Below are 24,920 nucleotides of genomic sequence, written 5' to 3'. Positions count from 1 at the left end.
CCTCAGGACACCGTCATCCCGCCGTCGATCACGATGGTCTGGCCGGTGATCATCGGCGCACCGGTCAGCAGGTAGACGATGGTCTGCGCCACGTCCTCGGCTTGTACGTGCCGCTTGATCAGCATCTTGTCGAGCGCCGCCTGCTTGCGCGCCTGCGGCCAGTTCGCCGTCCAGGGCGTGGCGACCTGCCCCGGCGCCACCGCGTTGACCCGCACATCCGGCGCCAGCCCCCGCGCCAGCGAGCGGGTCACGCTGACCACACCTGATTTGCTGGCCGCATACGGCGTGCTGCTGCCTTGCAGCCCCATCCCGGCGGTCGAGGCGGTGTTGACGATGGCCCCGCCCGAGGCGCGCAGAGCCGGCGCCGCGGCCTTGGCACAACGGAAGACGCCAATCAGGTTGGTGTTCAGCAGGGCCATCCACAGGTCTTCGTCGATCTGCTCCAGCGCCGTTGCCGGGATCGGATCTCGGGTGCCGGAAATGCCGGCGTTGTTGACCAGGTAATCGAGCCCGCCAAGCGCGGCAATCGCGGCCTCCACCATGCGCTCGGCACCGCCGGGAATCGAGACATTGCCCGGCGCCGCAATCACGTCGAGGCCCTGCGCACGTAGCCGCGCCACCTGCTCCGGGCCCTGCGCATCTTCTTCGAGGTGGTTCATCGCGACCCGGACGCCCTGTTGCGCAAGCTGTGTCACACAGGCCAGCCCGATGCCCGAGGCCCCCCCGGTCACCAGTGCCGTCCGGGCGGTGTCAGTCCGATTTTCCATCATTTGCTCCAATGTTCAAAGCGCGCGGCCCCAAACGGGGCACGTCACGCCGACTGTCTGCCATGTTTGACAAACATTAAAACATATAGTAGTTTATAACAATAGAAATTTTTAACCCTTCGAAACCACGTCGAATCGCGACGCGAGGAAAGGACCCGACCCTTGGCCAAGAAAACCATCATGACCTGCGCCGTGACCGGAAACGGAACCATGCCGGCGCAGAACCAGAACCTGCCCGTGACCCCGGCCGAGATCGCGCAGGCCGCCGTGGAGGCCGGCCAGGCCGGCGCCGCCATCGCGCATATGCATGTGCGCGACCCTGACACCGCCAAGGGATCGATGGACCTCGACCTCTATCGCGAGGTGGTCGACCGGATCCGCGAGGCCGGCTCGGACATCGTGATCAACCTGACCACGGGCGAAGGCCAGCGCTTCGTGCCAAGCGAGGACGATCCCAGCGTCGCCGGCCCCGGCACCACGCTGTGCCACCCGGCCCGGCGCGCGGCGCATGTGAAGGCGCTGAGACCCGAGATCTGCACGCTGGATTTCAACACCATGGTCAACAAGACCTGGACAGTGATCAACACGCCCCCCACCCTGAAGATCATGGCCGACATTGCCAATGCGGCCGGCACCAAGCCCGAGATCGAGATCTTCGATTCCGGCGATCTCAACATGGCCAAGGATTTCCTGGCCAGGGGCGTTCTCAGGGCGCCGCCGATGTTTCAGTTTGTCATGGGCATCAATTTCGGCGCTGCCGCGAATTACCAGACACTGGCCTACCTGATCTCGCAGTTGCCCGAGGCCAGCGAATGGGCGGCCTTCGGCATCGGCAAGAACGCCTTTCGCATGTTGGCGCTGTCCTACCTGATGGGCGGGCATGTGCGCATCGGGATGGAAGACACGGTCTATATCGACCGGGGCGAATTGTGCAAAAGCAACGCGCAACTTGTCGAAAAGGGCGTCAGCATCGTGGAATCTCTGGGCGGCAGCATGGCCACGCCGGCCGAGGCGCGCGAGATTCTCGGGCTGCCGCAGCTTTGAGCCGCGCAGGCCCAGACATGACAGCTTCGGGAGATCGCATGGACGCGGATTTCATCATTGTCGGCGCGGGGTCTTCCGGCTGCGTTCTGGCCAACCGGCTCAGCGCCGACCCACGCAACCGGGTGCTCTTGATCGAGGCCGGCGGGCGCGACAGATACCCCTGGATCCACGTGCCTGCCGGGTATTTCAAGACCATGAACAACCCCGGCTATGACTGGTGTTACAAGACCGAGCCGGTGCCCGGGCTCAATCGCAAGGTGGTCAACTGGCCGCGCGGCAAGGTGCTGGGCGGATCCTCGGCGCTGAACGGGCTGCTGTATGTGCGCGGCCAGCCGCAGGATTACGACCGCTGGCGGCAGATGGGCAATCCTGGCTGGGGCTGGGACGATGTCCTGCCGTATTTCAAGCGCTCCGAAGGCAATGAACGCGGCGAAGACGCGCTGCACGGGGCGACCGGGCCGCTGGGGGTCTCGGACCCGCGCTACCGGCATCCGATCTGTGACGCCTGGATCAGCGCGGCGCGGCAGGCAGGCTATCCGGCGAATGACGACATCAACGGCGCGACGCAGGAAGGCGTGGGCTATTATCAGCTTACCACCCGCAATGGCCGCCGGTGCAGCACCGCCGTGGCCTATCTCAGACCGGTGAAGCACCGGCCCAACCTGCGCATCCTGACGCGCGCGCAGGTGCGCAAGGTGGTGCTGGAGGGCAAACGCGCGGTGGGGGTCGAGATCACCGACGAGGCCGGCGAGGCCCGCATTCTCAGGGCCCGGCGCGAGGTCATCCTGTCCTCGGGCGCCATCGGCTCGCCGCAGATCCTGATGCTGTCGGGCATCGGCGACGGCGCCGAACTGCGCAAGGCGGGCGTGGCGCCGAACCACGATCTGCCGGGGGTGGGCAAGAACCTTCAGGATCACCTTCAGGCCCGCACCACCTTCAAGACCCGCACCACCACGGTGAACGACGAGGTGCGCAGTCTGTTTGCCAAGGCCAGGACGGCGATGCGCTACGGCCTGCGCCGCAATGGCCCGATGACCATGGGCGCCAGCATGGTGGCCGGCTTCCTGCGCAGTGCGCCGGAGGAGGCCACCCCCGACATCCAGTTCCACATCAACCCCTGGTCCGCCGACAGCCCGGCCGAGGGGGTGCATCCGTTTTCGGCCTTTACCGCGACGGTCTGCGTGCTGCGCCCGACCAGCAGGGGCGAGATCGCGCTGGCCGGGCCGGACCCGATGCAGGCGCCGAGGATTCAGCCCAACTACCTTGCCACCGAAGACGATTGCCGCCGCACCGTGGCGGGCGTGCGCATCTCGCGCAGGATTGCGCGGCAGCGCGCGCTGGCGGCGGATATCTCCGAGGAATTCCGCCCGCCCTTCGATCTCGACCTGAGCGATGACACCGCGGCGCTTGCCTGGGTGCGGGACAATTCGACGACGGTTTACCATCCCGCCGGAACATGCAGGATGGGCACCGACAGGGGGGCGGTGGTCGATGCGCGGCTGCGCGTGCAGGGCATCGCGGGCCTGCGCGTCGTCGATTGTTCGATCATGCCCGAGATCGTGTCGGGCAACACCAATGCGCCGGCGGTGATGATCGGAGAAAAGGCCAGCGACATGATCCTGGAAGACGCGCGCGGCGCATGAGGGACGGACAAGAGATGACCGATATGACAACCAAGGACATGCGCCTGAACCTGACCGCCATCGAGGCCCGATTGGTGCGGACGCCGATTTCCACGCCGGTGCGCACCTCGTTTGGCGTGATGCACGACCGCCCGACGCTTCTTGTCCGGGTCACGGATGCGGCCGGCGTGCAGGGTTACGGCGAGGTCTGGTGCAACTTTCCGGTCTGTGGCGCCGAGCACCGCCTCCGGCTGATCGAGACCGAGATCGCACCGCGGATCACCGGCACCGATTTCGCCAGCCCGCAGGCCTGTTACGCGGCGATGACCGAGCGGCTGCGCATCCTGCGGCTGCAAACCGGCGAGCCGGGGCCGATCGCGCAGGCCATCGCCGGGGTCGACATCGCCATCTGGGACATGATCGGCAAACGCCTGGGGGCGCCGCTGCATGCGATCCTGGGGGCCGAGCGGTCGCGCATCCCGGCCTATGCCAGCGGCATCAACCCGGTCGGCGTCCTCGAAACGGTCGCCCGCGCCCGCGCCGTTGGGCACCGGCATTTCAAGGTCAAGGTCGGCTTCGGCGACGTGACCGACCAAGCCAACGTCGCGGCGGTGGCCGGCGACCTGAGGCCGGGCGAAAGCTTTCTGCTCGACGCCAACCAGGGCTGGTCGCCGGAAGAGGCCGGCCGCGCCCTGCGCTGGATCGAAGGTCACGCGCCGCGCTGGATCGAAGAGCCGATGCCGGTGGATGTGCCGCCGGCGGCCTGGCACATGCTCAAGTCTGAGACCTCGGTGCCGATTGCCGGTGGCGAGAATTTCCTGAGCCGCAAGGAATATGACGATGCCACACGCGGCAAATGGCTGGATTTCGTGCAGCCCGACATTGCCAAATGGGGCGGCTTTACCGAAGGTCTGCCGGTAGCGCGGGCGGTGGTGGCCAACGGCCTGACCTATTGCCCGCATTCGCTGGGCGGCGGCATCGCGCTGGCGGCCTCGGCGCATCTTCTGGCGGCGGCGGGCGGGCCGGGATTGCTTGAATGCGACGCCAACGAGAACGCCTTTCGCGACGCGGTCTTCCCGCTCGCACTCCGCGATGGCTGGGTCACGCTGGCCGACACGCCCGGCCTCGGGGTCGATGTCGCGGCGCTGGACGCGGCCTTCGGATAAACCGGTCAGCCGGCCCCGCCCGCGGGCTGCACCGCGCGCCTGAGCTGGCGCAGGAACGCCAGTTCGAGGCTCGATCTCGGATGCGAGGCGCGCTGGACGATGCCGATCGGGCGCTGAAAGGCGGTGCTGTCGAGCGGCAGGAACTCGATGGCGTCATTGTGGCCGGACAGCACCGTCGGCAGCCGCGGCATCACGGTGATCAGATCGGATTTGGCAACCGCCTTGTAGGCGGTTTCGGTCGAATCCGTGTCCAGCGCGATGTCGAAAGAGCTGACCCCGAACTTGGCCAGCCCGTCTTCGGTCTGCATCCTGAGATAGCTGCCGCGGGAATGCGCCACCCAGCGCTGCGCTTCGAGATCGCGCGGCAGGATCTCGGCCTGCCGGGTCAGCGCATGGCCCTTGCGGCAGACAATCCCCAGCATGTCATCGGCCAGCGTTTCGGTCTCGAGCTGCAAATCGGCCGACAGCGGACGCGCCGGCCCGATCACGAGGTTGACCTGCCCGGTGGACAATTGCGTTTCGAGCTCGGCCAGGAGACCGACCCGAAGCTCGACCCGACAGCCGACATGGCTGGCCAGGAAATCGCTGAGGATCGGCGCCAACAGATTGTCGGCCAGCGAAGGGGCCGTTCCGATCAGCAGGCTGCCCGCCTGCCCGGTGGACAGATGTTGCGCATAGGCGCGGGCCTGATCTTCGGCGGCCAGCATCATCAGCCCGAAGCGCGCGAAGGTGGTGCCCAAGTCGGTGGCCACCGACTGCCGCCCGATGCGCTCGAATATCGGCGCGCCGAGACGTTCCTCGAGCTTTTTCATGCTTTTGCTCAGCGCCGGCTGTGCGACGTTCAGCTTGGCCGCCGCCGCGCCGAAAGAGCCGCATTGCACGATGGTGGCCAGCTGGATGAGGTGTCGGGGGTCGATCTGCATGGGCGGGTCCGGGTTGCGGCTTGGGCTGGGATGCCGCGTCACGCTACACCGCCCGGCGCCGGGCGTCATCCTCTGCCGGGCCGCGCGGCCTGGTGGCCCCCTGACCGTGTTGCCTGACGCGCCTTGATCCGGGCCTGCACCAGCGGCCAGAGCGCCAGCACCAGCGTCAGCAGGATAAAGAACAGCGAGATCGGCCGCGTCACCAGCGGCATCAGGCTGCCGTCATAGAGCATCAGGCCCGAGCGCAGCTCTTTCTCGGCCAGCGGCGCGAGGATATAGCCCAGCACGAACGGCCCCACCGGAAAGCCGCCGCGGCGGAACAGGAAGCCCAGCACGCCAAAAACCATCATCACCCAGACGCTCGACATGGAGTTCGACAGCGAATAGACGCCGATCACACAGCAGACGATGATCGTCGGAAAGAGATAGGCCCGCGAGATCGTGGCGATCCGCGCGATCGGCCGGACGCCGGCAAACATCAGCGCCGCCATCAGGAAATTGGCCACCAGCGCCGCCGCGATCACGCCGTAGGCGATTTCGGGCGAGTTGGTGAAGAGAAGCGGGCCGGGTTGCAGATTGTGGATCACCAGCGCACCGATCAGGATCGCGTCGATGACGCTGCCCGGAATGCCCAGCGTGATCAGCGGGATCAGCGCACCGTTGACCGAGGCGTTATTGGAGGCCTCTGCCGCCACGATCCCGGCCTCTTCGCCGGTGCCGAAGGTCTCGGGGTGTTTCGAAAAGCTCTTGGTCGTGGTGTAGGCGACAATCGCGGCGATGGCGCTTCCGACGCCGGGCAGCACGCCGATCCAGGTGCCGATCAGCGAGGAACGGACGGCGTTGGGGCCATGTTTTCTGACGTCGCCTGCCGAGGGCATGAATTCGGTCAGCCTGCCGCCCTGCTGCTGGATCGGCAGTTCCTTTTTCAGCACGTCTTCGATGATCTGGCTGATGACAAACACGCCAAGCAGCACCGGCAGCAGGGAAAAGCCGCCGGCAAAGCTGTCGACGCCGAAGGTCAGCCGCATCACGCCCGACGAGGCATCCGGCCCGACCATCGCCACCGCCATGCCGAACAACGCGATCAGCAGGCCCTTGACCAGCGTGCCTTCGGCCACCGTGGCAATCAGCACCAGCGCCATGAGGACCAGGGTAAAGAGTTCGTAGGGCCCGAATTTCAGCGCGAAATCCGCCAGCGGCGGCGAGAGCAGCGCCAGGAAGAGCCACGACACGATGCCGCCCACGAAGGACGCCATGATGCCCAGCGACAGCGCGCGGCCTGCCCGGCCCTGCTGCGCCATCGGATGGCCGTCGAGCACCGTCATCACCGCCGAGGGCGTGCCGGGCATCTTGAGCATGATCGCGGTGATCAGCCCGCCGCTGACCGAACCGACGTAGATCGACACCAGCAGCATCAGCGCCAGCACCGAGTCCATATAGAAGGTGACCGGCAGCAGAAGCGCGATCAGCATCGCGCCGCCAAGTCCGGGGATGGCGCCGACGACAATGCCCAGGAGCACGCCGAGGAAGATGAAGAACATCGGCGCCGGGGCGAGGACGTTCACAAAAGCATCAAGCAGGGGCATCAGGTGGCTCCTATTCCGGCAGGACCACCGACAGCACGTCGGTGAAGGTGTAGGTCAGGGCAAAGCTCATGACGGCGGCAATGACGCCCACGATGATCAGCTTGCGCGCGGAGAGATCGCTCATCGCCGCGCCCAGCGCCGCGAGGAAGGCCAATGTCAGCCAGGTGAAGGACAGCCCCCCAACGGTCAGCGCCGTCAGGTAGGCCAGCGTGATCAGCGCCACCAGGGCGAAACGGAGCCTCTGCGGCCCTTCGCCCGTGCCGGCGCCCGCAGGCCGGCGCGCCTCCGGGCTTGCGGCATCCGCTTCGGCGGCTGGTGCCGCCCGGCTTTCGCGGAACAGCGACACCAGACGCAGCGCCAGCAAGACCAGCAGCAGATATCCCACGTAGCGTGGCAGGCCGGCCGGCCCCAGCGGGTCGAACATCGGCTCTGGCAGCGCCGCCGCCCCGACCAGCAGGGCGACGCCGGTCGCCAGCAACAGCAGCAGGCAAATCGCCTCGCCGCCGCGGTCTTTTGTCAGGAAATTCATTTTCGCTCCTCCCTCGCGACGGTCTCTAGGCCCGACAGGTCGGCAGAGGCGCGCGGTCTTGCAGGTTGATCATCTCGACAACCATGTTGTGCACCAGCCGGGCCTGCTCTGCGGCATATTCCGGCTGTCCCCAAAGGTTTGTCACCTCGTCGGGATCGTTCTTCAGGTCGTACATCTCGTCCCAGTCTTCGCCATAGCGCAGGGTAATGCGCCAGTCCTTTTCGACATAGGTGCGGATTCGCTGCGGCCGTTCGAAGGCCGCCATCCGGCGCTGGCTGTCCTCTTCCACGATCAGCCCCTGCCGCGCGACCGGCTCGAGCGCATTGACCCCCTGGCAGCCGTTGAACGGCTGGATGCCGGCGCGCTCAAGGATGGTCGGGCCGATGTCGATGGCGCTGCGCAGCGCGTCGTCGCCGCGGGCCTCGGGATCGCGCGGATCGGCCCAGATGAACGGCACGCGGATCAGTCCCTGGTAATGCATCAGTAGCTTCAGCATCAGGCCGTGATCGCCCATGTAATCGCCATGGTCGGACGTGAAGACAACGACGGTATCCTCGGCCAGCCCCTGCTCTTCCAATACCTTCAGGATGCGGCCCACCGCGTCGTCGATCATGGTGATCGCACCATAGGTCAGCGCAATGATCTCGCGAGCTTCGCGTTCGGTGACGGCAAAGGGGTCCTGGCCCACCCGCGTCTCGGGCGCTTCGGCCAACTGCCGGCGCAGGTTGTGGATCGGCGGGATATCCCCCTTGCCGAAGGAGCTGGGCAGCTCGATCTCGTCGGGATCATACATGTCCCAGTATTTGCCCGGCGGGGTGAACGGATGGTGCGGATCGGGAAAGGACATCATCAGGAAGAACGGATCCTCCTCGCCCGCGCGCTCCTTGATGTATCGCTCGCATTCACCAGCGATCCAGGAGGTGGGATACAGCTCTTCCGGCACCTGCGTCCGCCAGGCCTGCGGCGCGCAATAGCGGTCGTCGGGCTGCGCGTTTTCCTTGCCGCGCAGGGCCGCGATCTCGGGGTGATTTTTCTTCAACCAGGCCTCGTAGTCGCCAGTCACCTGATCGGCGTGATCATTGGCAATCTGCACATGGTCGAAGCCGTAAAACGGCGTGCGGACCTGATGCGCGGGATCGTCCCGCCAGCGCGTTGCGGTTTCCTGTTCGTAAGGCTCCCCCGCACGCTGGCGCCGGATGGCCTCGCGCAGTTCCTCCGAGGCCTCCTCGAGCCCGGGCTTGACCTGACGTTTGGCGGTGGCGGGCAGACCGGTCATGCCCTGAAGATGCGATTTGCCGATCAGCGCGGTGCTGTACCCCTTGTCGCGCAGGAGATCGACGAAGGTCGTCGCATCGAGCGACAACGGGATGCCGTTGTGCCGCCCGCCGTGCAGGCTCGGCATCCGCGAAGTCAGGATGCTGGCGCGGTTGCACATGCAGATCGGATTGGCGACGTAGAACCGGTCGAACCGTGTGCCGCGGTCTGCCAGGCCGTCGATGTTGGGCGTCCTGACCACCGGGTTGCCATAGCATCCAAGATGATCGGCGCGGTGCTGATCGGTCACGATAAACAGGTAGTTGGGCTTCCGGGTCATGGTCTCTTCCGGCAAATAGGAGGCGGGCGCGGCCCCGGGGGGCCACGCAGGCAGAGGGGCCTGCCGATCCCGGACCGGCAGGCATTGGCAAAGGGGTTACCTGAGGCTGTCGGCGACGGCGGAGAGATCCTCGTAGATGGCTGCCAGATGCGCGTCGAGCGCCTCACCGGCGAGGAATTTCACCTCGTCGCCCTTGGCCTCGATGGTGGTCGCGAACTGCGGGTCGCTGGTCACCTGCTCGAAGGCGCCGGCTAGGGTTTCGACCACCTCATCGGGGGTGCCCGCCGGCGCATACCAGATGTTGTCGAGGCAGGAGACGACATCATGGCCCAGCTCTTTCGCGGTCGGCACATCGGGAAGATCGCCATGGCGCGCCTCGCCGTAATAGACCAGCCCCTTGAGCTTGGGATTGCGGGTCACCGGCGTCGGCACCACGACAGCGGTCTTGGTGTGATTGCCGAGGATCGAGGCGATGCGGTCCGCCCCGCCGCCGGCGTTCACATAGCCCACCTTCATGTCGGCGGCATTGGCAAACATCTCGGTGGTGAAATGCGCGATGCTACCCACCAAGGTGGCCTCCTTGACGCCGCCGGGCGCGGCCCTCGTCTGGTCGATCCAGTCCTGGACGTCGGCTATCCCCGAACCTTCGGCGGTCGCCGTCATCAGGCAGGAAAAGTTGGTCTCGGCCACCGGCACCATCTCGCTGTATTTGAAATCCAGCGTGCCCATCAGCTCGGCGGTCATCATCGTCTGGTGGATATAAAGCAGCGTATAGCCATCGGGATCGGCATCCCTGGCCTGGCGGATGCCGATAGTGGCGGCGCCGCCGGGCACGTTGACGACAACCATCGGCTGTTCCAGCAGGTCCATTTCCTCGATCCGCTGGATCACCAGACGCGCCTTCACGTCGCCCTGGCCGCCAGCGGCAAAGGGCACGATGACCTTGATCGGCTTTTCCGGGTAGGCTTGGGCGGCGGCGGGGCCGGCCGCCGAAACCGACAGCGCAAGCGCGGTGGCGGCGGTGGTGAAGAGACCTTTGATCATACGAAATTCCTCCCTTGCGTATATCTCGGCTTGCCACCGTTCTAAGCGGTCAATACTTGCCGATCCAATAACATCTGGGCGGAATACATATCCAACGGGAATGTATCTGCGATCTCCATCCCGCAACATGGGCGCACGAGACCTGTCCTCGACCCGGTTGGGGAGCGGGCGGCCGAGAACAGGGCCGCGGCGGGCGATCAGGCCTTGATCGCGCCGTCGACGACGAATTCATGGCCGCTGCAATAGCTGGAATCGTCCGACGCCAGAAACAGCACGACCCGCGCCACTTCGATCACCTCGGCGGTGCGGCCCATCGGCACCCTGGCGATGAGCTCTTCGCGCGGGACGCCGTGACCATCCAGCATCGGCGTATCGATGAAGCCCGGATGCACCGAGTTCACCCGGACGTTGGACGGCCCAAGTTCGACCGCCGCCGCCTTGGACATGCCCCGCACCGCCCATTTCGTTGCGCAATAGGCATGCGCTTTGGCCGAGGTCAGCCCGGCAATCGACGAGATATTGACGATGCTGCCCGCCTTCTGCCGCTTCATCGCCGGGGCCACCGCCCGCATGCCCAGAAACACGCCGGTCTGGTTGATCGCCACGGTCTGATCCCAGGCCCGGAGATCGGTGTCCTCGAGCGTCAGCACCCGGAAGATGCCGGCGTTGTTGACCAGCACGTCGATCCGGCCGTGCAGGTCGAGCGTGGTCTGCACCACGCGGGCCCAATCCTCTTCCGAGCTGACATCATGCTGCACGAAGGTGCAGCGCGGGCCGAGCCGGTCGGCGGTGGCGGCGCCCGCCCCGTCATTGATATCGGTGATGACGACACTGGCGCCGGCTTCGATGAACAGTTCGGCTTCGATCGCCCCCTGCCCGTTTGCCCCGCCGGTGATGAGGGCGACCTTGGTGTCGAGGCGGTTCATGTGCTGTTCCTTTGCTGGATTGCCGCAGTCGCGGCCTGGCGCTGCGCGGCTTTCGCGGATGGTACGATTTTCGCGCGCGGTGCGATCAATTGACCCCGTGCCGCGCGCGGCTTAGGCCGGGCCAGTCGATACATGGGCGTGACGAGGTGTGTGATGGCGCGGAAATACGATTGGCGAACCGGCAGCAATGTCGAGGCGACGCTCAGCGTCATTGGCGGCCGCTGGAAGCCGGTGATCCTGTGCAACCTGCTGGTCGGGCGGCTGCGTTTCGGCGAGCTGTGCCGCAACATGCCCAACGCGACCCAGCGGATGGTGACCCTGCAACTGCGCGAGCTCGAGGCCGACGGGGTAATCAGGCGGCATGTCTATGCCGAGGTTCCGCCGCGGGTGGAATACGAGCTGACCGAGTTCGGGCGGTCCCTGGAGCCGGTGCTTTCGGTGATGCGGGAATGGGGCATTGCCTTCAAGGCCCGCAAACTGTCCGAAGAGGCGCAGGCCCACCCCGACGACGCGGCCTGATCGGCGCCAGCCCCGCGGCCGCAGGGCTGGCACGGTGATCATTGGCCGGTAAAGCTGGCGCGTTCGGCCGCGATCTCGGCATTGGCGCGGTCTACCGCGGCCTGCACGAGGTCGTAATATTCGCTGCTGTATTTATCGACGAACCAGTCGATCACCGGCTGCTGGCCCGGCAGGAAGGTGGCCTTTTCCTCTTCGGAGGGGATATGCACCTCGCCGCCGGAGTCGACGAACTTCTGGTATTTTTCGAGATAAAGAGCACCGGGCAAGCCATTGCAGGTCTTGGTCAATTCGTGGAAGCCATCGGCCACGACCGCTTGCAGGTCTGCCGGCAGCGATTGCAGCCAGGTGTCGGACATCCACCAGAAGATCAGGTTGTGGGTGTGGTGGTCGGCGACCGCATATTTGACATAGTCGTTGAGGCTGGTATCGACCACGTCGGACAGCGCGTTCTTGGTCCCGTTGACCACGCCGGTCGCCAGCGAGGTGTAGAGCTCGGGCCAGGGCACCGGCGTCGGATTCATGCCGAGCGCGCTTGCAAATTCCATCGACACCGGCGATTCCACCGTGCGCATCTTGATGCCTTGCAGATCGGCCGCGGTCTTCACCGGCACATTGGTGAAAAAGTCGCGCCAGCCGACGCCGCCGGTCATTCCCATCAGCCGCACCGAACCGGTCGCTTCCAGCACATCGGCGCGCAGCCTCTCGGTCAGCTCGCGATCGGCCATGACCTTGTCCATCACCTGATCGTTGGCAAAAAGGTAGGGGATATCAAAAGCCTGAATTGGGCCAAAGAAATTGGCAATGCCGCCGCCCGACGTCAGGGTCATTTCCAACGTGCCGAATTGCACCGCCTCGACGTTTTCGCGGAAGTTGCCGAGTTGCCCGGCCGGATAATGCTGGACCTCGATGCGGCCGCCGGAGTAGCGCTCGACGTGCGATTTCATCACTTCGGCGCAGGTCGACAGCGGTTGGGTGACGGCGGAGACATGCCCGATTTTTAACGTGTATTCCGCGGCTTGCGCGGCGGATGCCAGCGCGATGGCGCTGCTTAGCCCGATCGCGGCATTTGTGAGTTTTGATGTGACAGACATGATAGGTCCTCCCTTTTGTCTGGTGGGGCCGGCTCAGAGAAAGCCGAAGAGTTTCGGAATGGTCAGCGTCAGTGCCGGGATCATCGAGATCAGGACGATCACCAGGAAATGCACGGCGAGATAGGGCCAGAGTTCGCGCGAGATGACCTCGATGCCGGTGCGGGTCAGACCGGAGGCAACAAAGAGGATCATGCCCATCGGCGGCGTCACCAGGCCCACGGTGACGTTGACGCACATGATGATGGCAAAATGCACCGGGTCGACGCCCACCTGGGCCAGCGCCGGGGCAAAGATCGGTCCGAGGATCAGGATCGCGGGCACGGCATCGAGGAACATGCCGATGAACAGAAGCAGGATATTGACCAGGAGCAGCAGCAGGAACGGATTTTCGGTGATGGTAAAGAGCATCTTGCCCAGCGCCTGCGGCACGCCCGACACGGTGGCCGCCCAGCCAAAGATCGTGGCCGAGCCGACGATCAGCAGGATCGAGGAGGACACCAGCCCGGTGCGGTAGAAGATGCCCACCAGATCCGCCGGCTTGACGGTGCGGGTGATCAGCATCGACAGCACCAGCGCATAGAACACCGCCGCCCCCGCCGCCTCGGTCGGCGTGACGATACCCGAGACGATGCCGCCGAGAATGATGACCGGGGTCAGCAGCGGCAAGAAGGCCGGTTTGAACGCGGTCCAGACCTCGCCCGTGGTGGCGCGGCGATGGGCCTTGGGGTAGTCGCGGCGCTTGCCGATGATCGCGGTGACGATCATCAGGCCCGCGCCCACCATGACCCCGGGCACGATGCCGGCCAGAAACAGCGCCGCGACCGAGACGTTCATGACATAGGCATAGATCACCATGATGATCGAAGGCGGGATGATCGGCCCGATGACCGAGCTGGCGGCGGTGACGGCGGCGGCGAAGGGGCGGGAATAGCCGTCCTTCTCCATCGCCGGAATGAAGATCGACCCCAGCGCCGAAGTGTCGGCCACGGCCGAGCCCGAGAGGCCCGCGAACATGATCGAGGCCACGATATTGGCCTGTGCCAGCCCGGCCCGGACATGGCCGATCAGCACATTGGCGAAATGCACCAGGCTCTTGGTGATGCCCGAGACATTCATCACCTCGCCGGCCAGAATGAACAGCGGGATGGCGAGGATCGGGAATTGCGCGATCCCCCCGAACATGCGCTGCGGCAGCATCTTCATGAAGGTCGCCTGATCGGCCAGCAGGAAGCCCGCCAGCGGCCCGGCCGCCAGGGCAAAGACAATCGGTATCCCGGCAGCCATGAGGACCAGAAAGACCCAGAAGAACGTCAAAGGCATGGTGCAAGTCTCCTCCCAAGAGCCCGCAGCGGCTGCGGTCTTGCGTACGTCAAACGGGGCTGTGCGGCCTCACGTCAGTGAATTGTCGATCATGTTGCCCGGCTCGAGGTCGACCGCGTCGGGCCTGAAGATCCCATGCAGGGCCTTCAGCAGAAACTCGAGCGATATCAGAGCCATAATCGCGCTCCCGAAGGGGATGGCGAAATAGATCCAGAAAAACGACAGCTCGAAGGACGAAGGCTGTTGCTTGCGCGCGATCCAGGCGATGGAATAGCCCTGCCAGACAAAGACACACATCAGCCCGAAGACCACCGCATAGATGATCAGGTAGTTCAGGTTCCGCAGCCGCGGCGGCAGCAGGTTCGGCAGGATATCGAGCGCGATCTGGCCGCGGTTTTTCAGCACGATCGGCGCCGCCACGAAGACCAGCCAGAACATCATGTATTTGCCGGCCTCCTCGTACCAGGGCAGCGAGCTGTTCACCACGTAGCGCCAGAAGACACCGGCAAAGACATTCAGGGTGATCGCCGCCATCAGGAAAATGGTCAGCCATCGCAACAGCTTGCAGATCGTCCTGTTGATCCGGTCGAGACCGCGTGTCAGAGCTGTCATCCTGTCCTCCCACGGGCCCCGCCCGGTATCGAGACGCCCCGCAAGGCTCACAGCGGCCGCCGCGCGAGCGAAAAGCTCTGACCGGTTGGCCCGCCGATTGGCCGCGTCGCCATGTAAAGTGCCAGTTCGCCGACCTCATCGGGATGCTTCAGCCGTTCCCATTCCGGGAATCCCGGCGGCAGGGCCTCGGCAAACCGCTCCAGCACCTCCTCCGGCGGGGTGCGCCGGTCGCCGGGCTTGTCCTTGTTGAGCATGCTGGTCGCCACCGGCCCGGGAATCAGGTTGTTGACGTCGATCCGGCGCGGCCAGAGCTCGTTTGCCAGGGCATCGGTGAACATGTTCATCGCCGCCTTGGACACGTGATAAGCGCTGTTGGCATTGCCCGCGCGCTTGCCCATGCCCGAGGTCACATTGATGATCTTGGCGCCATCCGACATCCCCGGCAGAAGGAAGCGCGTCACCATGTAGGGGCCCCGCAGATTGATCTCGATGGTCTTCCACCAGTTCGCCGGATCGGACTCTTCGATGCGCCCGGTTTCCACTTCGGCTCCGGCGTTGTTGACCAGCAGGTCAACGCAGCCGAACCCGGCAATGACCTGATCGCAGAACGCCGCTGTGACCTCCTGATCCGAAAGATCGACGGCTCCGAGGAGGCACCGCACGCCACAGGCCTCGACCTCGGCTTTCACCGCTTCAAGCTCGGCCAGTGTGCGCGAGCAAATCGCCAGATCCGCCCCGGCGCGGGCGAAATAGAGCGCAATCGACCGGCCGAGCCCTCGGCCCGCCCCCGTCACCACAGCGGTTCTCCCGGCGAGCGGCTTGTCTTCGGACATCGGTTCCTCCCTTTCGCCATCTTCGGCCGCGCGACATGGCGGACCCTGGCAGTGCCGCCGCGCGCGGCGGGCAATCGTTTCCTTCGGCGAGTTTTCCGCGCCGGGTGCAAAAAACTCAAGTACCCACATTTTTGTAAGTATCGAGCGTCAGGCTCCGGTGACTCGCCGCCTTGCAGATACAATAAAACATATATACCTTTATATCAATAGAAATCTCACCCACCAAGCCACGCCCGCCCGGCGGCAGGCCCGGGACGGGATTTCTTCTGAGTGGCCCGTGCCTGAAACAAGACCGGCCACGCCCTTTCGGACATGGCCGCTCTTCGACTGGTAGCTTTGGTCACAGATACGGTTTCAGCGCGATGGATTTCGGCACAAGGTAATGTTCCAGGCTCTCGGGGCCGCTCTCGACGCCATAGCCGCTTTCCTTGACGCCGCCAAAGGGGGTTTCCGGGCTGGCGACGCCGACGGTATTGATGCCCACCATGCCGGCGGCAAGCACCTCTCCGATCCGGCTCGCCCGCTCCAGCGAATTGGTGACCGCGTAAGAGGCCAGCCCCAGGTCCAGTGCATTGGCGCGTTCGGCCACCTCCTCGATCGTAGCAAAGCGGGTCATCGGGGCCATCGGGCCAAAGGGTTCCTCGGTCATGACCAGGCTGTCGTCGGGGGCGTCCTTGATGACGGTGGGGCCATAGAAATAGCCCCGGTTGCCAATCCGCTCGCCGCCGGTGGTGACGGTTGCGCCGCGTGTGCGGGCGTCGTCGACAAAGCCGTCCATCGCGGCCAGCCGCCGGGCATTGGCGAGCGGGCCCATCATGTTGCCCGCCGCCATCCCGTCGCCCACCTTGATCGCCGCCGCACGTGTGGTGAAGGCCGCGACAAAATCGTCGTAGATCGCATCCTGTACAAAGAACCGCGTAGGCGAGATGCAGATCTGGCCGGCGTTGCGGAACTTGCCCGGCACCAGAAGATCGACAGCCCTGGCGATATCGACGTCGTCGAACACCACCACCGGCGCATGCCCGCCCAGCTCCATGGTCAGGCGCTGCATCCGTTCGGCCGCGAGGACCGCCAGTTGTTTGCCGACCGGCACCGAGCCGGTCAGCGAGACCTTGCGGACGATGTCGGAGGCCATCAGATGGCGTGTCACCTGCGCCGAGGGCCCGAAGACCAGCGTCACCACCCCCTCGGGCAGGCCGGCGTCGATCAGCGCCTGCACCAGCAGGACGGCCGCGGCCGGAGTTTCGTTCGAGGCCTTGAGGATCACCGAACACCCCGCCCCCAGCGCCGCACCGATTTTCTTGGCCACGGTGTTGATCGGAAAGTTCCAGGGGGTGATCGCCAGGCAAACGCCGACCGGCTCCTTGACCACGTGATGCCGGACACCGGCGGCGCGGCCTTCGACGATGCGGCCATGCAGGCGCTTGCCCTCTTCGGCGCTGAATTCGAGGATATCGACAACTGTACCGATCTCCATCCTGGCCTCGGCCAGCGGCTTGCCGTTCTCGAGCGTGACGGCGACGGCGATTGTCTCGACCCGCTCACGGATCAGCTGTGCCGCGCGGGTCATGATGGCGGCGCGGTCATATGACGACATGGCGCGCCAGGTGGCAAACCCGCGCGCGGCCGAGTGCAACGCCGCGTCGAGATCCTCGGGCGCGGCCGAGGGCAGCACGCCAAGCACCTCTTCCGTGGCAGGGTTGATGACCTCCTGCGCGGCCCCGGCGGCACCCGCCCTCCAGGCGCCATCGATCAACAGGTTCAGCTCTGGATAGGCGTTCATTATCTCTGTCCTTTTCGTGGGGAGTTCAACCGCCGGCGGCGGGCCCGTCGCGGCGCCACATGCGCGCGTTGCCAAGGCCGCCATTTCAATTGCCATGACCCAGCGAGCCTGAGCGGCACCGCAGGTTGATCAAAACATATATACTTTTAAATGTTTATGCAATACCCGAGATTTTCACCGCATGGCTACGCCGCCGGACCGAAATCCGCGATGGCGCTGAAGTTCTTCAGGTAAGGGCCGCCCGGCCGCAAGCCCTACCCCTCGCACACATCCTCGATCTGGCGCAGGATGCCCATGGTCCGCCCATGTGCGCCCTGCCGGAGTTCATTCTGCGCGCGACGGGCCGCACCGGCGGTCGACGCGGGGCTGAAGACGTCCGGCGTATCTCCTCCACGGCGGCGGAGTGTCAGATACGCCAGGTGTTTGTCGCTCGCGCCGTACTGATATTTGTACGGTTCGTTGCCGTGGCCCAGCTCGTAGCTGGTCAACGCCATGCGGATGGCGGCCTCGATACAGAACGCGTTCAGCAACAAGCCGATGCAGGGCAAGGCGTCGCGGTGATCGCGGGCGGCGATCATGCCGGTCATCGTCTTTTTCCGACGGTCGATCAGCCGGGCCAGAACGCCGATCGGATGCCGATCCCGCCAAAGCACCGGCATGAAGAGGGTGCCCATGTCCTGGCATCTTTCGAGCAGCAAACGCTGCTTCTTTTGATAGCTCCGCATCACCTGCGGCGACAGCGTGTCGCTCCAGCGGGCACGCCACAGATGCTGGAGCGCGTCGGCATTCCGGGCGAAGGTTTCCGGCGTGGTCAGCGTGATGCGGTAAGGGCCGTCGTCCAGATACCTGCGACGAAAGCGGCGGATCTTGCCGCGAATGCTCTTGCTCACCGTCTCATTCAAATAGGCCTCGAAGCTCCCGGGCAAGGCAACGGTCGGCACCCGGAGCTTGTCGGTGCGTCCGGCGTTGTCTGTATAGGGCGGCCAATGGATTCGAAACCGCTCGGGGTCAAAGGCATCGGCGAACCGTCGGGCCCGATGTGGGGCGGCGACATAGCGCAGGGAGAGGCGTTTCCACGGCATCTCTGAAAGGCACTGTGCCAAGGCCGCAAGGGCGGCGTCTTCGCGGTCGGGGTAGCAGAGAAAGCCGGTCGCGTCGCTGAGGCCAAAACGACCGGCCGCATCGTAGCGGGTCTGACAGGTTTCGCTGCTTTCGCTCCAGTGGAAGGAATGGCGCAACGGCAGGATGGCGGCAATCTCCTGCGGATCAGAGCCATCGCGCACGACCAGCACGTGCCAGCTTCCGGGATTGTCGGCGAGCAGGGTTTTCATCCACTCCCAGGAGAGGAAAAACCCCGCATGGGGATCGATCCCAGCAAGCCGCTCCCACCCGCGGCGCAATTTGTTCAGCTCTTCGAGGCGATCGATCACCTCGGTGCGAAGATCGCATCGGGGCGCGGACTCAAGCGCAGCGGTCGCGTTCACGGGGCACCTCTTTCCATGTCTCCGGCGTGACCCTATCAACCAATTGCGGTACGAATGTGCCGGAATTGCAAAGGCCGCAGGCGGATCTGGCGGTCCCTGTCAGCCCTCCGGCGCAGACATCCCCTCGGACACCAGCGCCTCGATCCGCGCGGCGAGCATGTCGGAAAATTCGCGTGCGATCTTGGAGGCCGGCCGGTCCAGCGGGCGGAGCAGATAGATCGTCTGCCAGACCGTCGGCACGAAGCCGACGATATCCAGTTCGTCCCGGTATCGGCTTGCCGTGATGGCATCGATCAGCCCGGCGCCGAAGCCACGGCGCACGAAACCGCAGACCGACTCGAAGGTCTGCGTCTCGACCGCCGTGCCGGGATACCCGACGCCACGCTGGTCAAAGCGCTCGGACAGCTGGATGGCGCTCGGGTGGCCGGCGCTCACGCTGATCAGCGGTTGCGATTGCAGGTCGATGGGCTCCAGCGCCAGCCGGCCCGGCGGCGCCTGCCCGCGCGGAAAAGCGATCATGCAGGGCACCGCGAATTCCCGCACATCAAGGTTGCGTGCCTCGGCCAGCCGGGTCGATATCGCCAGATCGAAATCATGGGTCTGCAACAGCCCGGTCATCATTTCGGAGCGCCGCGCCTGAAGGTGGACCCGAACCGATGGCCGGTCGGCCAGAAAGTCGCTCAGCGCCTCGGGCAGAAAATCGATGGCGATATCGGGATAGGACACCACGACCAGATCGCCCCGGCGATTGTCGCGGATCTGCCGCGCCCGGTGTTCGGTCAGCTCGACGCTTTCCAGGGTGCGCTGCACGTCCGGCATCAGCACTTTCGCCTCGGGCGTCGCCACCAGCCGCCCCTTGACCCGTTCGAACAGCTTGAATCCCAGCGCATGTTCGAGGTTGGCGATCAGGCTGCTTGCCGAAGGCTGCGCTATGCCCAGCGATTCCGCCGCCTGAGTCATGTTTCCGCTCATCATCACGGCACGCAGGCATTCAAGCTGACGAATATTGATCACAGTTAAAGTCCATAGTTTTTACCTATGAGTGGCGCAAAATTTAGTATTATCTTCTATTGAAGACCCTGTCTACGCTTTCTGCAAGCGGTCGTTCCCGCGACTCGCAAGATGCGTAACAAGGATCTGGGAAAACCATGTCAGGATTGTCGGAACTCACCAATCGCGGCAGCTATGCGCTGGCCCCCGAACTCGTGCTGACGCCCGAGGGCGCGCTGAGCGACATGGTGGTACAAGTCCGCGACGGTGAGATCGTGCAGGTCGGGCCGCGCGGTCTGGTTGCAGCCGGCACCCCCGTCGTCGATCTGCCCGAACGCGCCATCGTGCCGGGCTTTATCGATGCGCACACCCATCTGGGCCAGGCCTTCGGCAAGGCGATCACCGGCGGCGAACCGGCGCAGATCTGGCGCCGCATCTGGACGCCGATGGAAGGCAGTTATGACGCCGAGACGGTCTATGTCTCGGCCAAGTGGATGTTTCTCGAGGCGCTGCGTGGCGGCTTTACCGGCATCGTCAATTTCGCGGTGCTCGATGGCGAAAAGGCCGCTGCGCTGCATCAGGCCGCGACCGACGTGGGCATCCGGCTGGTCTCTGCCACCGGCGCGGCGCTGCCGGTCGACGGCACGAGACAGCCCTCGCCCTGCGACATCGCCAAGGCCATCGACGGCGCGCTCAAACAGGCCGAGGCGCATATCGCCACCTGCAAGGGCCAGCCGCTGATCACCCCCTCGCTCTGCGTTCCCGCGGTGCAGAGCGCGCCGGGCGAAATGCTGCGCGCCCTGTCGGACTACGCCGCAGCGCATGACGTGTTGTTCCAGATCCACACCAACGAACACCATGTCGAGGTGCACTGGAGCGTCTGCACCCATGGCAAGCGCCCGCTGGAATATTTCGCCGACCACGGTGCCGTCGGTCCGCACACGCTCCACCATCATTGCACCCTGGTCACCGACCGCGAGATCGAGATCCTGCGCGAGACCCGTTCGGCGGTCAGCTACAACCCGCTGGCCAGCGCCTGGAAAGGCGACCGTATCGCCCCGGCGCTGGGCTTCGCCGCGCGCGGCGTGCGCTTTGGCATCGGCACCGACAGCACCCGCTCGGACGCGCTGCGCCTGCTGGAATCGGCCGAGACTGCGCAGCGGTTTTCACAAGGCATGCAGAACGCCGATTTCTCCTGCGGCGCGGCCTGGACCTGGATCGACGCCGCCACCCGCGGCAGCGCCGATGCCGCCGGCCTTGGCGATGTGACCGGGCAGATCGCCCCGGGCCAGCGCGCCGATTTCCTTGTGCTCGACCGGCGCCAGCCCGAAGTCACCCCGTCCTGGGATTTCGAATGGGAGCTGGTACGGCTCTACAACCGCGACCAGATCGAGGCCGTCGTCGTCGACGGCCGCTGCGTGATGGCGCAATCCCGCCCGGTGGGCTGGGACGCCGAAGACTTTCTGAAGACCAACCGGAAACGCGCGCGCGACGCCGTCGGCGCCGCGCCGATCATCCGGTGTCATGGCCGTTCGGCCGATTTCCGGAACAGATGAAAGGGCATCGCGATGGAAACTCACCTCAAGAAATACGGCCAGCTCGCCGTCTCGCTTTCCGGCGTGATCGCGGTCTGGTGGATCGTCTCGGGCTTCGGGCTCGTCAACCAGAACCTCTTTCCAACGCCACCACAGGTATTGGCCGCCGCGGTCGAGCTCTACCGTGACGGGGTGCTGATCTCCGACCTTCAGATCTCGCTCAAACGCGCCGCCATCGGTTTCACCATCGGCTCGACGCTGGGGGTGCTGATCGGGCTGCTCACCGCGCGGGTCTTTGCCTTCTCGGTGGCGCTGGAACCCTTCCTGACGCTGCTCAGGCCGATCCCCGCCATTGCGCTGGTGCCGATCGCCATCGTCTGGTTCGGCATCGGCGAGGGATCAAAGTACTTCGTGATCTCCTACACCGTGTTCCTGGCTGTCTGGCTCAACACTCACGCCGGCGCCTCCTCCGTCGCCGGCACCTATATCCGCGCCGCGAGGTCGCTGGGCGCCAACCGGTTCCGCGAGTTCTTCGAGGTCGTCGTGCCCGCCGCCGCGCCGCATATCGTGGTGGGACTCCGCCTCGGCGCCGCCCTGGCCTTTCTCAGCCTCGTCGCGGCGGAACTCAGCGGCGCATCCTCCGGCATCGGCTTCCGCCTTCAGGACGCCCGCCAATTCATCCAGACCGACCGGATGTTCGTGGGGCTCATCGAGCTCGGCATCCTGGGCGCCCTGCTCGACTCGGTCTTTGTCCTCATCAGCCGCCGGCTGGTCCATTGGGAGAGCGCATGATGCAGAATGCAGCACTGAAAATCGTCGAGGAACCTCAGACCATGACCAACACCGAGGTCGGCAGAATTGACGTCGAGAACGCCGCCGTCACCTTCAAGGGCCCCAAGGGCAAGAAGATCGAAGCCCTCGCCCCCACCGACCTGGTGATCGACCCCGGTTCTTTCGTCTCGCTGATCGGCCCGTCGGGCTGCGGCAAGTCGACCTTGCTGAATGCCGTCGGTGGCTTCGTGCCGCTCTCGGGCGGGGTCATCAAGCTCGATGGCGAGCCGGTGACCGGCATCAACCCCGACGTCGGCGTGGTCTTTCAACAATACGCCCTGTTCCCCTGGTTCACAGCGCTCGGCAACGTGATGTTCGCGCTGAAACGCTTTCCGATCTCGAAGCAGGAGCGCCGCGATCGCGCCATGGCAGCGCTGAAGGAAGCCGGGCTGGAAGGCCGCGAGGCCAATTATCCCGGCCAGCTTTCCGGCGGCATGCGGCAGCGGGTGGCGCTGGCGCGGACCTTCGTGACCTCGCCCAAGGTGCTCTTGATGGACGAACCCTTCGGCGCGCTGGATGCGCAGACCCGGGTGGTGATGCACGAGATCCTGCTTCGCGTCTGGGAGGCGCACAAGGCCACGGTGATCTTTGTCACCCATGACGTGGATGAGGCGCTGATCCTGTCCGACCGCGCCCACATCATGAGCGCCGGGCCGGGGCGCATCATCGAAACCATGGAAATCACCGACGAGCGCCCGCGCCGCGCCCATGAGGTGACCGAAAGCTTCCTGAAGAACCGCAACCACATCATCGGCCTTCTGCGTCAGCCCGGCGCCGAGGATCATTGAACAAGACACAAACCAACAGGAGGAAACAATGCACCATATTCTGAAATCCACCTTTCTTGCCGGCAGCCTCGCCATCCTGGCGACCGGGGCCACCGCGCAGAACACCGAAATCACCTTCGGCGGCGGCGCCTATCTCGACATTCCGCAGCTGTCCGTGGCGATGGATCACGACCTTTTCGCCAAACACGGGCTTGACGTGAATGTCATCCCCTTCCAGTCCGGCCGCGCCGCCTTTGAGGCGCTGCTTGGCGGTCAGCTCGATGTCGCGGTCATGGCCGAGTTTCCCGCCGTCATCGGCGCCATGCGCGAACAGGACTTCAAGGTCATCGCCGGCTTGTCGCAATATCGGGCGACGCGCATCATCCACACCGGCGGCCCCGAGATCGACAGCGTGGCCGATCTGGCCGGCAAGCCGATTGGCGTGACCGCCGGCACCAATGTGCATTTCTGGCTCGAAAACGAATTGAAGGACGCCGCGATCGAGGCCGAGATCGTTTCGGTCGGCCCGCCCGATATCGTGCCGGCCCTGTCGCGCGGCGACATCTTTGCCGGCGCCATGTTCCCGTCTTTCTACGGCGGCGCCAAGGAGACCCTCGGCGAGAAATATCGGGAAATCCCGATCTCCAGCTACAACACCCATTTCATCCTTGTCGCCACGCAAGAGCTGATCGACGACGACCCGGCGGCGGTCTCTGCCGTTCTGACCGCATTGCTTGAGGCCGAACAGGTCGTGACCTCTGATCCCGCAGCCTCGCATGAAGCGGTCTCGCGCGTGCTGGGCGGCACGTTGAAGCCCGACGAAGTGGCCGAGGCCTCGGCCAATTATGCCTTCGAAATCGGGCTGGATGATGCGTTGATCGATCTGATGGTCGAGGAAGGCGTCTGGATCAACGCACGCGGTTCGATCAAGGGCGAGGTTCCGACCCGCGCGTCGATCGGCGCCTATGTCGACGGCAGCTTCCTGTCCGACATCGATACCGGTCGGGTCGCGTTGAACTGATCTCGCCACAGCTCCCCTTCTGGCCGGGTCACCGCGGTGATCCGGCCCTTTTCATGGACTTGCCTCATGGATCCTGCGCTTCTGACATTGCTCGGCCTCGCGGTTTTTGGCGCCGCCACGCTTCAGGCGGCCACCGGGATCGGCTATGGCGTCATCGCCGGGCCGATCTTTCTGGTCGCGCTGAACGGCGCCGAGGCGATCCAGATCAGCGCCCTGCACAACCTCGCCATCGCACTCATCCTGGCCCCGATGCTGCGCGGCGGCGTGGAAAAGCGGGTTCTGCTCTGGTTGATGGCCGGCAGCAGTGCCGGGATCGCCTTTGGCCTCGGCCTGCAAAGCCTTTTGAACGTTGCCGCGTTGAAGCTGGTTGCGGCTGCCATGGTGGCATTTGTCGCCTTCACGCTTGTCGCCGACATGCGCCGGGCGTCCGGGCGGGCAAAGCCGCCGCCGGCCGCCGTGGAAACCGCCTCCATCGGAACGCTGGCGGGGATCATGGGCGGGATGCTGGCCATGCCGGGGCCATTGGCCGCCACCTGGATGTCGCTGCGCGCCTTCGACAAGACTTCGGTGCGCGCGACCATCCTCGCCTTTTTTGTTTTCGCCTATGGCGCAAACGTGCTGACCTATACGCTTGTGTCGGGCTTCGGCACAGAGACATTGAAGCTGGCGGCATGGCTCGCGCCGGCGCTGATCCTGGGCATCGCCGCCGGGTCGGGCGTGTCCCGGAAACTGTCCGAGGCGCTGTTTCGCAAAGTTCTGCTGGTGGTGCTGACGGCGACCACGGCCATGCTGCTGCTCAGCCTCTGACCGAAAGGCGCAGGGCGCGGTTGCATCCTCGGGCCGGGCAACAGCCTGTGTTGCGCCGCTGTTGCGCCTGCAACATGCCGCAGCGCAGAGCGCATTTTCCCCGGCCCGAACCGCAGGCTTTGATGG

23 protein-coding genes are annotated in these 24,920 nt (G+C 65.0%); 9 read left to right on the top strand and 14 right to left on the bottom strand.

The genetic code is table 11. From position 1 onward, the window contains the following. Positions 1–2: 2 nt before the first annotated feature. On the bottom strand, positions 3–767 hold the full coding sequence (locus AC0J5K_RS04840) for an SDR family NAD(P)-dependent oxidoreductase (protein ID WP_048530453.1): 765 nt from the start codon (positions 765–767) through the stop codon (positions 3–5). A 162-nt stretch (positions 768–929) separates the two neighbouring features. Here AC0J5K_RS04840 and AC0J5K_RS04835 point away from each other — a divergent pair, with 162 nt between their 5' ends. The 3 genes from AC0J5K_RS04835 to AC0J5K_RS04825 are packed head-to-tail and all read left to right on the top strand — an operon-like array spanning position 930 to position 4,599. Beyond that, positions 930–1,811, top strand: coding sequence for a beta-keto acid cleavage family enzyme (locus tag AC0J5K_RS04835; RefSeq protein WP_211568833.1), 882 nt, complete (start codon positions 930–932; stop codon positions 1,809–1,811). Between the two features lie 38 nt (positions 1,812–1,849). Continuing rightward, complete coding sequence (locus AC0J5K_RS04830) at positions 1,850–3,454, top strand: GMC family oxidoreductase (RefSeq protein ID WP_074834726.1); 1,605 nt, start codon at positions 1,850–1,852, stop codon at positions 3,452–3,454. A gap of 14 nt (positions 3,455–3,468) precedes the next feature. Further along, on the top strand, positions 3,469–4,599 hold the full coding sequence (locus AC0J5K_RS04825) for a mandelate racemase/muconate lactonizing enzyme family protein (RefSeq protein WP_274564786.1): 1,131 nt from the start codon (positions 3,469–3,471) through the stop codon (positions 4,597–4,599). A 5-nt stretch (positions 4,600–4,604) separates the two neighbouring features. Here AC0J5K_RS04825 and AC0J5K_RS04820 read toward each other — a convergent pair whose 3' ends face one another. From AC0J5K_RS04820 to AC0J5K_RS04795, 6 genes are all read right to left on the bottom strand, one after another. After that, positions 4,605–5,522, bottom strand: coding sequence for a LysR family transcriptional regulator (locus AC0J5K_RS04820; RefSeq protein ID WP_048530447.1), 918 nt, complete (start codon positions 5,520–5,522; stop codon positions 4,605–4,607). A gap of 65 nt (positions 5,523–5,587) precedes the next feature. Then, the gene (locus AC0J5K_RS04815; protein WP_048530446.1) at positions 5,588–7,108 is read right to left on the bottom strand and encodes a tripartite tricarboxylate transporter permease; all 1,521 of its coding nucleotides are present in this window, start codon (positions 7,106–7,108) and stop codon (positions 5,588–5,590) included. Between the two features lie 10 nt (positions 7,109–7,118). Then, on the bottom strand, positions 7,119–7,637 hold the full coding sequence (locus AC0J5K_RS04810; RefSeq protein WP_074834722.1) for a tripartite tricarboxylate transporter TctB family protein: 519 nt from the start codon (positions 7,635–7,637) through the stop codon (positions 7,119–7,121). A 25-nt stretch (positions 7,638–7,662) separates the two neighbouring features. Next, complete coding sequence (locus AC0J5K_RS04805) at positions 7,663–9,231, bottom strand: sulfatase family protein (protein WP_274564783.1); 1,569 nt, start codon at positions 9,229–9,231, stop codon at positions 7,663–7,665. Between the two features lie 96 nt (positions 9,232–9,327). Continuing rightward, positions 9,328–10,275: a tripartite tricarboxylate transporter substrate binding protein gene (locus tag AC0J5K_RS04800; protein WP_074834717.1), complete on the bottom strand. Its 948-nt coding sequence runs from the start codon at positions 10,273–10,275 to the stop codon at positions 9,328–9,330. 197 nt (positions 10,276–10,472) lie between these two features. Continuing rightward, on the bottom strand, positions 10,473–11,201 hold the full coding sequence (locus AC0J5K_RS04795) for an SDR family NAD(P)-dependent oxidoreductase (RefSeq protein WP_274564779.1): 729 nt from the start codon (positions 11,199–11,201) through the stop codon (positions 10,473–10,475). Positions 11,202–11,354: 153 nt separating this feature from the next. On the opposite strand from AC0J5K_RS04795, the gene AC0J5K_RS04790 reads away from it, so the two are divergent. After that, the gene (locus AC0J5K_RS04790) at positions 11,355–11,720 is read left to right on the top strand and encodes a winged helix-turn-helix transcriptional regulator (RefSeq protein ID WP_048530436.1); all 366 of its coding nucleotides are present in this window, start codon (positions 11,355–11,357) and stop codon (positions 11,718–11,720) included. A gap of 38 nt (positions 11,721–11,758) precedes the next feature. Here the strand turns inward: AC0J5K_RS04790 and dctP are convergent, their stop codons facing one another. The 7 genes from dctP to AC0J5K_RS04755 form a co-directional block, all read right to left on the bottom strand. Next, the gene (gene dctP / locus AC0J5K_RS04785; protein WP_274564776.1) at positions 11,759–12,811 is read right to left on the bottom strand and encodes a TRAP transporter substrate-binding protein DctP; all 1,053 of its coding nucleotides are present in this window, start codon (positions 12,809–12,811) and stop codon (positions 11,759–11,761) included. Between the two features lie 33 nt (positions 12,812–12,844). Beyond that, positions 12,845–14,131, bottom strand: coding sequence for a TRAP transporter large permease (locus AC0J5K_RS04780; protein WP_048530429.1), 1,287 nt, complete (start codon positions 14,129–14,131; stop codon positions 12,845–12,847). A 69-nt stretch (positions 14,132–14,200) separates the two neighbouring features. Next, complete coding sequence (locus tag AC0J5K_RS04775) at positions 14,201–14,743, bottom strand: TRAP transporter small permease (protein WP_048530427.1); 543 nt, start codon at positions 14,741–14,743, stop codon at positions 14,201–14,203. 47 nt (positions 14,744–14,790) lie between these two features. Next, positions 14,791–15,576, bottom strand: a complete 786-nt coding sequence (locus AC0J5K_RS04770) for an SDR family NAD(P)-dependent oxidoreductase (RefSeq protein ID WP_274564769.1) — start codon at positions 15,574–15,576, stop codon at positions 14,791–14,793. A 340-nt stretch (positions 15,577–15,916) separates the two neighbouring features. Beyond that, positions 15,917–17,359 (bottom strand): NAD-dependent succinate-semialdehyde dehydrogenase, encoded by a 1,443-nt coding sequence (locus AC0J5K_RS04765; protein ID WP_274564768.1) that lies wholly within the window; start codon positions 17,357–17,359, stop codon positions 15,917–15,919. 254 nt (positions 17,360–17,613) lie between these two features. Then, entirely contained in the window at positions 17,614–18,843 is a 1,230-nt protein-coding gene (locus tag AC0J5K_RS04760; protein ID WP_274564766.1) for a GNAT family N-acetyltransferase, read from the bottom strand. A 99-nt stretch (positions 18,844–18,942) separates the two neighbouring features. After that, positions 18,943–19,803: a LysR family transcriptional regulator gene (locus tag AC0J5K_RS04755; RefSeq protein WP_371398852.1), complete on the bottom strand. Its 861-nt coding sequence runs from the start codon at positions 19,801–19,803 to the stop codon at positions 18,943–18,945. A 188-nt stretch (positions 19,804–19,991) separates the two neighbouring features. Between AC0J5K_RS04755 and AC0J5K_RS04750 the strand changes: the two genes are divergently transcribed. From AC0J5K_RS04750 to AC0J5K_RS04730, 5 genes are all read left to right on the top strand, one after another. Next, a complete protein-coding gene (locus tag AC0J5K_RS04750; protein WP_274564762.1) occupies positions 19,992–21,389 on the top strand; it encodes an amidohydrolase family protein in 1,398 nt (465 codons plus the stop codon). Positions 21,390–21,401: 12 nt separating this feature from the next. Continuing rightward, positions 21,402–22,160 carry an ABC transporter permease gene (locus AC0J5K_RS04745; protein ID WP_048530417.1) on the top strand — a complete coding sequence of 253 codons (759 nt, stop codon included), beginning with the start codon at positions 21,402–21,404 and terminating at the stop codon, positions 22,158–22,160. After that, positions 22,160–22,987, top strand: coding sequence for an ABC transporter ATP-binding protein (locus tag AC0J5K_RS04740; protein WP_274564760.1), 828 nt, complete (start codon positions 22,160–22,162; stop codon positions 22,985–22,987). Before AC0J5K_RS04745 ends, AC0J5K_RS04740 begins: the two co-directional genes overlap by 1 nt. 28 nt (positions 22,988–23,015) lie before the next feature. Continuing rightward, positions 23,016–23,987, top strand: coding sequence for an ABC transporter substrate-binding protein (locus AC0J5K_RS04735; RefSeq protein ID WP_274564758.1), 972 nt, complete (start codon positions 23,016–23,018; stop codon positions 23,985–23,987). 66 nt (positions 23,988–24,053) lie between these two features. Next, positions 24,054–24,794, top strand: a complete 741-nt coding sequence (locus AC0J5K_RS04730; protein WP_048530414.1) for a sulfite exporter TauE/SafE family protein — start codon at positions 24,054–24,056, stop codon at positions 24,792–24,794. Positions 24,795–24,920 lie beyond the last annotated feature (126 nt).

This window comes from Marinovum sp. E3, from assembly GCF_055755275.1.
The sequence above is the reverse complement of the archived record's forward strand: the minus strand, read 5'-3'. Positions and strand labels throughout refer to the sequence as shown.